Raw genomic sequence first — 8,538 nt, forward strand, 5'->3', positions numbered from 1 at the left:
TCAGAACCGTGCGGTCATGCTGAGGAAGTAACTGCGCCCGGCCACGAAGTAGTCGGTGGAACCTTCTGCATACAGCTTCTTGTCGGCCAGGTTGCTGACGCCGCCGCGCAGGGTCAGTACCTCGTTGACGTTCCAGGCCGCAGTCAGGTCATACAGGGTGTAGGCCTTGAGGAAGGTCGTCGCGGTGCCGGTCTGCTTGCCGGTGTACTGCGCCGACAGGCTGCTGGAAAACACCGTGTTGGGCGTCCAGTCCAGCGACGAATAGCCGGAGAATTCCGGGGTATCGATCAGATTCCGGCCGGTGGTCAGGTTCTTGGCTTCCTTCATCCAGGTGGCCGAGGTGCGCCAGCGCCAGTGCTCACCGAAGCGGAAGTTCAGATTGCCTTCCATGCCGCTGGTGCGCGCGCGTTGCACGTTGCTCATGCGCGTCCACCAGATGCCGTTGAACCTGCCCAGCGGCGCGTACTCGATCTTGTTCCTGAAGTCGGTATGGAAGTAGGTCAGGCCGGCATCGAACAGATCGTTGTCGAAGCTGATGCCAATCTCGCGGTTGGTGCTGGTTTCCGGATCCAGGTCCGGATTGCCGGCCATGTAGCAGCCACCACGCGTGTAGCCCAGTGGGATCAGCGAGGTGCAGCCACGGCCACCGGACTGGGTGGCGGCGGTGGCCGAATTCTCGGTCAGGCTGGGCGCGCGGAAGCCCTTGGAAACACCGCCTCGGATGGTCCACTGCTCGGCCGGGTGCCAGACCAGGTAGGCGCGCGGACTGACATGCCCGCCGAACTTTTCATGGTGGTCCAGGCGTGCGCCCAGGGTCAGCGCCAAGGTACGGTGCAGCTTCAGTTCGTCCTCGACGAACAGCGCCCAGGTATCCACTTCCAGATCGGAGCCGCTGACTGCGTTGCCGGCATAGTCGATCGGGGCACGGCCGATGGTGTCGGTGTTGGTCAGCTCCTGGCGTTTCCACTGGCCGCCCACGGCGAACTGGTGCTCGACACCCAGGGTGAATGGTGTGGTCAGGCTGCCTTCGATGATGGTATCGGTGGCCTCGGAGCGACCGGTGGCGCCGATGTCATTCTTGTACTCGGTCCAGTACGCACTGATCTTCGAGTTGCCGAAGCTCCACTTGCCATCATGGTTGAGCGCCAGCGAGCTGCGCTTGAGTTCGCTGGCCCCCCACGCACCTTCGTCCTGCTTTTCCAGCGAGGCATCGATGAAGGCCTGCTGCACGCCATGGCCGGCCTCCAGCGACAGTTCCTGCGCGTCGCTGAGCTTCCACTGCAGCAGCGCGTCGACATTGCGGTCCTTCTCGCCGGCGTACGCGTTGCCGTAGACACCGCCGTTGGAACGATCCGAGTCGCGGCGCATGCTGTTGGCGCCGATGCGCAGGCCGAAGCGCTCGCCGAGCGGGCCGGAGAACGTCGCGCCAATCTGCTGGGTATCGCCGCGCTTGCCGTCGCCCGGGCGGGTGTAGCTGTGGGTAGCACTGCCGTTCCACTCATCACCGATACGCTTGGTGATGATGTTGATCACGCCGCCCATGGCGTCCGAGCCGTACAGCGACGACATCGGGCCGCGTACCACCTCGATGCGCTCGATCTGATCGGGTGAAATCCAGTTCAGGTCCTGGCGACCCAGATCGGGGCGGTAGTTGGTCGAGGCCGAGCTGCCCATGCGCTTGCCGTCCACCAGTACCAGCGTGTAGTTGGACGGCATGCCGCGCAGCTTGATCTTGGACTGTTCGCCGACGGCGCTGAGGCCCCCGGTCACACCCGGAACGCGGCTGAGCAGGGTGGCCAGGTCGTGCACCGGCTGGCGCTCGATGTCCTCGCGGCTGATCACGCTGATGCTGGCCGGCGCATCCTTGATCCATTGCTGGTTGCCGGAGGCGGTGACCACCACGGTATCCAGGTCCTTGGTGGAGGCATCGGCGCTGGCCTCTGCGGCGGCCAGGCCGGGCAGAGTGAGCAGGCAGGCGGTGGCTAGGGCGCTGGCCAGGCGGGTGCGCGACGGGCGCGCGGAACGGGAACGGGACGGCAGGGACATGACGGCTTCCATCGGAGGAGGGGGACCCGATGGAAGCAGCGGATGCACGCGCACAGCAGGCAGCTCCCTTCCATGGGTTGTTGGGCGCGCGGTGTGAACCGGCGCAGCTGGGTGGGTCGCGGCCGTGCGGAGGACGGTGACCTGCCTGGTTAATGAAATGATAACCGTTCGCGTTTGTTACGATCCAGTACCCAGGGCGACGAAGTGACATCCGATCCGCTCCGCCAACGATCACCTGCTGTTTGCTGAATGGGGATAAATCCCGGCGTAGACCTTCGCACTCGGCTTACATCCGGCGCCCTAGACTGGGCCGCATTTTCGATTCCGCCCCGTTGGAGATCGTGTGGGTTCCGGTAGTGACAGACATCGACTGCGTGGCCTGAGGCCGACGCAGCCAGGACAAGTGCGGGCGCCGGGAAAGCGCGCCGGGAACCTTGGTGCATGCAGCCCGGCCGGGATGGCCGGCCGTGCCGACTGCGCGGGGTAGGCGGCGATGGCGGTGCAGACCATCCACGCGGAAGCGGACGCGCCCGCACGTGATGCCGGTTGGGCGCAGTTGCCGGCCGAATCACCGTTGCCCATGCCCGAACAGACCCTGCGCGAGGGTGCGCTGAAGGTCCGCCGGCATCGCACCTCGCCGCGCCTGATCGGCCTGCGCCGGTTCTATATCTTTGGCGGCACGCTGGCCATGACCGCCATCGCCACCCGCATGATGTGGCGGGTGCTGTCGGCCAATGGCATCAGCGTGCTGGAAGCCTGCCTTCTGGTGCTGTTCGTCGGCCTGTTTGCCTGGATCGCCCTGTCCTTTGCCAGCGCCCTGGCCGGTTTCCTCACCGCCGTATTCGACCGTGGCTACCGTCTCGGCATTGACCCGGACAAGCCGCTGCCGACCGTGCACAGCCGTACCGCGCTGCTGATGCCGACCTACAACGAAGACCCCCGCCGGCTGCTGGCTGGCCTGCAGGCCATCTACGAGTCGGTCGCGGCGACCGGCCAGCTGCAGCGCTTTGATTTCTTCGTGCTCAGCGACACCCGCCGCGAGGACATCGCACAGGCCGAGGAGCAGGTATTTGCCGAACTGCGCGACCGCGTGCCGGATGGCCAGGCGCGCCTGTTCTATCGCCGTCGTGGCGACAACAGCGGGCGCAAGGCCGGCAACATCGCCGACTGGGTGCGCCGCTTCGGCGGCGCCTACCCGCAGATGCTGATCCTGGACGCCGACAGCCTGATGACCGGCGACAGCATCGTGCGCCTGGTGGCCGGCATGGAGCACAACGCCGATGTTGGCCTGATCCAGACCCTGCCGTCGGTGATCGGCGGCCGCACCCTGTTCGCACGCATGCAGCAGTTCGGCGGCCGCGTGTACGGTCCGGTGATCGCCCGCGGCGTGGCCTGGTGGCATGGCGCCGAGAGCAACTACTGGGGCCACAATGCCATCATCCGCACCCGTGCCTTCGCCGACCACGCCGGACTGCCGGCGTTGCCGGGACGCAAACCTTTCGGCGGCCACGTGCTCAGCCACGATTTCGTCGAAGCGGCGCTGATGCGCCGTGGCGGCTGGGCCGCGCACATGGTGCCGTACCTGGGCGGCAGCTACGAAGAAGGCCCGCCGACACTTACCGACCTGCTGGTGCGTGACCGACGCTGGTGCCAGGGCAACCTGCAGCACGGCAAGGTGATCGGCAGCCGCGGCCTGCACTGGATCAGCCGCACGCACATGCTGATCGGCATCGGCCACTATTTCACCGCACCGATGTGGGCGATGCTGATGCTGATCGGCATCGCCATCCCCCTGTTCCAGGAAGGCATTGACTTCAATGCCCTGCTGCACCTGTCGCCCAGCGTGTACTGGCGCGCCCAGGACGAAGAACAGGTGGTGCGCCTGTTCGCTGCCACCATGGCGGTGCTGCTGCTGCCCAAGGTGCTGGGTTACCTGGCGATGCTGCTGGACCCGGTCGACCGCCGCGGCTGTGGCGGCGCGATCCGCGCGTTCGTGTCGATGCTGGTGGAAACCGTGTTGGCCGCATTGATGGCGCCAGTGGTGATGTACGTGCAATCGCGCGGCGTGGCTGAAGTGCTGTCCGGGCGCGATTCCGGCTGGGATGCGCAGCAGCGTGACGACGGTGGCATTTCCTGGCTGGCGCTGATCCGCGGCTACGGCGGCCTGGGCGTGTTCGGTGCCTTCATGGGCGTGCTGGCATGGGCGGTCTCACCATCGCTGGCGGCATGGATGGCGCCGGTGGTGATCGGCATGGTGCTGGCAGTACCGGTGGTGGCGCTGACCTCCTCGCGTGTTCCCGGTGCGTTCCTGCACCGCCTGGGCCTGCTGGACATTCCCGAAGAAAACATTCCGCCGACGGTGCTGGTGCGGGCCGCACAGCTGCGCCGGGAAGCGGCCGAGCAACCACCGCTGTACTGATGGCCCCGCGCCAGCGGCATAATGCGGCTCGAACTTGAAGGAGCCGCATCATGCTGCAAACGGTGGAACAGGAAACCGGCGCCTCGCCGCAATGGTCGGTGATCTGGCTGCACGGCCTCGGCGCCGACGGTCATGACTTCGCGCCGATCGTGCCCGAACTGGTGCGCCCGCACTGGCCGGCGCTGCGCTTCGTGTTCCCGCATGCGCCGGTGCGGCCGATCACCATCAACAACGGCGTGCCGATGCGCGGCTGGTACGACATCGTCGGCATGGACTTCCGCTCGCGCGCCGACATGGCCGGCGTGCAGGAATCGGTCGTGCAGCTGGATGCGCTGATCGCGCGCGAGATCGGGCGCGGCATCGCGCCGGAGAAGATCTTCCTGGCCGGCTTCTCGCAGGGCGGGGCGATCATCCTTACCGCCGCGCTGTCGCGCAGCGCGCCACTGGCCGGCCTGATCGCACTATCCACCTACCTGCCGGAAGCCGAGAGCGCCAAGCGCGTTGAAGGTGCGGTGCAGGTGCCGGTGTTCATGGCCCATGGCAGCAGCGACCCGGTGATTCCGCAGGCGGTGGCCGTGCACAGCGCGCAGGCGCTGCAGGCGCTGGGCCTGGACGTGGAATGGCACAGCTACCCGATGGCCCACCAGGTCTGCGCCGAAGAGATCCAGGCGCTGGGTGACTGGCTGCAGGAACGGCTGGGCGCCGCCTGAGCCATGCCCCCGGCCAGCACACCGCCGTGGATGCCGGAACTATGCCGCCTGCCGCGGTTGGCAGCCATGCTCGGCCTGGCCGAACTGGTGGTGGTGGTGCTGGCCCTGGCCCCGGATGGCAGCCGGCACTGGACCTTCGGCGAACTGCTGTCAGCCAGTGGCTTCGCGTTGTGGCTGGCGCTGGCGGTGACCGCCAGCTTGTGCCTGCTGCGGCAAGCACTGTCGAGGCTGCCACAGGTGCTGGGCGCCATCGCGGCCATCGCGCTGGCGACCTTGATCGCGGTGGTCTGTGCCGGCATCGTGCATGCGCTGTACGCGGTCCTGGGCGACAACTTCGCCAGGGGTATCAGCTTCTGGCGCTTCACTCTTGGTAGTGCCGCCACCACGGCGCTGATCACTGCGCTGGCCCTGCGCTATTTCTATGTGAGTGACCGCTGGGCCGCGCAGGTGCAGGCCAATGCCCGTGCGCAGGCCGATGCGCTGCAGGCGCGCATCCGGCCGCATTTCCTGTTCAACAGCATGAACCTGATTGCCAGCCTGCTGCATCGCGATCCGGCGGTGGCCGAACGTGCGGTGCTGGACCTGTCCGACCTGTTCCGTGCGGCCCTTGGCGCGGGTGAGGGCGACTCCACGCTGCGCGACGAATGCGAGCTGGCCGAGCGCTATCTGTCGATTGAATCGCTGCGCCTGGGCGAACGCCTGCAGGTGCGCTGGCAACGCGACGAGCCGCTGCCGTGGGACCTGCCACTGCCGAGGCTGGTACTGCAGCCACTGGTGGAAAACGCGGTGCTGCATGGCATTTCACGCCTGCCCGAGGGTGGCACCATCGAGCTGCGGTTGCAGCGCGTTGGCAATGAACTGCAGATCCAGGTGCGCAATCCCGCACCCGACCCACAGGCCCCGGGGCTGGCATTGGCGCGCGGCGCCGGCCATGCCCAGCACAGCATCGGCCATCGGTTAGCCTGGCGCTTCGGCAGCACCGCGCGGATGACGGCTGGCTGGAGCGAGGGCTACTATGCCTGTCAGGTGACGGTGCCGATCCAGTGAGGGGACGATCGTGAGGGTAGTCATCGCCGATGACGAACCGCTGGCGCGCGAGCGCCTGCGCAGTCTGCTGGCCGCGCAGGAGGGAGTGGATGTGGTGGCCGAGGCCGGCAACGGCGAACAGGCCCTGCACGCCTGCGCGGAACTGCAGCCGGACCTGGTCCTGCTGGATATCGCGATGCCCGGGCTGGACGGGTTGGAGGCGGCCCGTCATCTGGCCAGCTTCGAGCCGCGCCCGGCCGTTGTGTTCTGCACGGCCTACGACGCGCATGCGCTGTCGGCGTTCGAGGCGGCCGCCATTGATTACCTGATGAAACCGGTACGCGCCGAGCGCCTTGCTGCCGCGATCGCACGTGCACGCACGTTCCTGGCCGGCCGCGATGGCCGGCAGCAGGACCACGGCGGGCAGCAGGCGCGCAGCATGCTGTGCGCACGCCTGCGCGGCAGCCTGCGCCTGATACCGCTGGACGACATCCACTACCTGCAGGCCGAAGAAAAGTACGTGGTGGTGCACCACGCGCGCGGCGAGGACCTGATCGAGGAGTCACTGAAGTCGCTGGAGGAGGAGTTCGCCAGTCGTTTCATCCGCATCCACCGCAACTGCCTGGTGGCGCGGCACGAACTGGTGGAGCTGCGCCGCGGCACCGGCGGGCAGGTGCAGGCGGTGCTGCGGCATGGCAGGCAACCGCTGGAAGTCAGCCGCCGCTGCGTGGCGACGCTGAAGCAGGAACTGCGGCATCTGTGAGTGTTCCGCGCGGCCTGCGGCCGCGACTGCTTCGAAATCAACCGCAACCGCAACAGCAACTGCAACAGCGGGTTGTCGGCTCTGTGCTGTTGCGTGTTGGGTGAGGCGGGATGGGCGGGCGGGACACGCCGTAAACCCCCCTCCGGGGTCCGGCCCAGCCGCTGGCGGCTGGGCGTTCGGGCGCTTGCGAAGCAGTGCTTCGCAAGCAAAGCGCCCTCACCCATGGGGGCTCGATGGCGCCATTCATGGCGCCAACGGTCCCGCCCGCCCATCCCGCCTCACCCTCGCGAATTTCCCGGTGACGGACGGCAAAAGCATTGGTGTTATCGGCTTGGAAAGAGGGGTCAGATMCCTTTTMCTGCGGAAAAGGGATCTGACCCCGGAAGCCGCCGGCTGTTGCTTTTGCTTCTGCTCTTTTCTTTTGATCTTCCCGTGGCTGGCGCACACGGAAACTGTCAGARGCCGGGCGGGGTGGGTTCGCGGGGGTGTCCGCGGCATGGATGCCGCGGCCAAGCCTCCACGGACGGATTCACGGCGTCCCCCSCGCCCCCCCCGCCCGGCCAAGCCCAGCTGCTGCTCCAAGCCACGAGGGGCTCCGCCGTTGGCCGTATCCGCGCCGAAGGCGCGATAATGACCGGATGGAAACCGTCCGCATCGCCACCCGCAAGAGCCCGCTCGCCCTCTGGCAGAGCGAACACGTCGCCGATCGCCTGCGCCAGGCCCATCCCGGCCTGCATGTGGAACTGGTGCCGATGAGCACCCGCGGTGACGAGGTGCTCGACCGTTCGCTGGCCGCCATCGGTGGCAAGGGCCTGTTCCTGAAGGAGCTGGAGCTGGCCATGCTGCGCGGTGAGGCGGACTGCGCCGTGCATTCGCTGAAGGACGTGCCGATGGAACTGGACAAACCCTTCGCGCTGCCGGCGATGCTCACCCGCCACGATCCCGCTGACGGCTTCGTCTCCAACCTCTACGCCTCGCTGGACGCGCTGCCGATCGGTGCCCGTGTCGGTACCTCGTCGCTGCGCCGCCAGGCCCAGCTGCGCGCGCTGCGCCCGGACCTGGAACTGCTGGACCTGCGCGGCAACGTCAACACCCGCCTGGCCAAGCTCGACAACGGCGGCTACGACGCCATCGTGCTGGCCGTTGCCGGCCTGGAGCGTCTGGGCCTGGGCGAGCGCATCGTTGCGCGGCTGCAGCCGCCACAGTGGCTGCCGGCCCCGGCACAGGGTGCGGTTGCGGTGGAGTGCGATGGCGGTAATGCGCGTTTGATGGCGTTGTTCGCCGGTCTTGACGATGCGGCTACGCGTGCCTGCGTGGAAGCCGAGCGGGCGATGAATCGCGCGCTGCATGGCAGTTGCCACGTGCCGGTGGCGGCGATCGCGCAGTGGCAGGCGGATGACCTGCACCTGCAGGGGCTGGTCGGCAGTGCCAGTGATGGCCGCGCGGTGCGTGCCGAAGCAGTGGGTCCAGCCAGAGACCCGGAAGGCCTGGGCCAGCGGGTGGCGAAGCTGCTGCTGGACGATGGCGCCGGCGAACTGCTGAACGTCTGAACCACCGCCGGTAGTGCCGGCCGC

At 67.4% G+C, this 8,538-nt stretch carries 6 protein-coding genes; 5 read left to right on the forward strand and 1 reads right to left on the reverse strand.

Features of this window, described 5'->3' with window-relative positions; all coding sequences use genetic code 11:
- Entirely contained in the window at positions 1 to 2,046 is a 2,046-nt protein-coding gene (locus D7Y61_RS08245; protein ID WP_180865871.1) for a TonB-dependent receptor domain-containing protein, read from the reverse strand.
- A gap of 493 nt (positions 2,047 to 2,539) precedes the next feature.
- On the opposite strand from D7Y61_RS08245, the gene mdoH reads away from it, so the two are divergent.
- The 5 genes from mdoH to hemC all read left to right on the forward strand — a co-directional run bounded on the left by mdoH (position 2,540) and on the right by hemC (position 8,514).
- Positions 2,540 to 4,465, forward strand: coding sequence for a glucans biosynthesis glucosyltransferase MdoH (gene mdoH, locus D7Y61_RS08250; RefSeq protein WP_180865872.1), 1,926 nt, complete (start codon positions 2,540 to 2,542; stop codon positions 4,463 to 4,465).
- Between the two features lie 50 nt (positions 4,466 to 4,515).
- The gene (locus D7Y61_RS08255; RefSeq protein ID WP_180865873.1) at positions 4,516 to 5,175 is read left to right on the forward strand and encodes an alpha/beta hydrolase; all 660 of its coding nucleotides are present in this window, start codon (positions 4,516 to 4,518) and stop codon (positions 5,173 to 5,175) included.
- A gap of 3 nt (positions 5,176 to 5,178) precedes the next feature.
- Positions 5,179 to 6,222: a sensor histidine kinase gene (locus D7Y61_RS08260; protein WP_180865874.1), complete on the forward strand. Its 1,044-nt coding sequence runs from the start codon at positions 5,179 to 5,181 to the stop codon at positions 6,220 to 6,222.
- 10 nt (positions 6,223 to 6,232) lie between these two features.
- The gene (locus D7Y61_RS08265) at positions 6,233 to 6,964 is read left to right on the forward strand and encodes a response regulator (RefSeq protein ID WP_180865875.1); all 732 of its coding nucleotides are present in this window, start codon (positions 6,233 to 6,235) and stop codon (positions 6,962 to 6,964) included.
- 638 nt (positions 6,965 to 7,602) lie between these two features.
- A complete protein-coding gene (hemC, locus tag D7Y61_RS08270) occupies positions 7,603 to 8,514 on the forward strand; it encodes a hydroxymethylbilane synthase (protein ID WP_180865876.1) in 912 nt (303 codons plus the stop codon).
- Positions 8,515 to 8,538: the final 24 nt, after the last annotated feature.

The sequence above is a fragment of the Stenotrophomonas maltophilia genome, assembly GCF_013464485.1.
GTDB classification, from domain to species: Bacteria; Pseudomonadota; Gammaproteobacteria; order Xanthomonadales; family Xanthomonadaceae; genus Stenotrophomonas; species Stenotrophomonas maltophilia_AW.

Coding starts and splice junctions, on each gene's coding strand:
- D7Y61_RS08255 (WP_180865873.1), top strand. CDS start 4,516: ATGCTGCAAACGGTGGAACAGGAAACCGGCGCCTCGCCGCAATGGTCG.
- D7Y61_RS08260 (WP_180865874.1), top strand. CDS start 5,179: ATGCCCCCGGCCAGCACACCGCCGTGGATGCCGGAACTATGCCGCCTG.
- hemC (WP_180865876.1), top strand. CDS start 7,603: ATGGAAACCGTCCGCATCGCCACCCGCAAGAGCCCGCTCGCCCTCTGG.
- mdoH (WP_180865872.1), top strand. CDS start 2,540: ATGGCGGTGCAGACCATCCACGCGGAAGCGGACGCGCCCGCACGTGAT.
- D7Y61_RS08245 (WP_180865871.1), bottom strand. CDS start 2,046: ATGTCCCTGCCGTCCCGTTCCCGTTCCGCGCGCCCGTCGCGCACCCGC.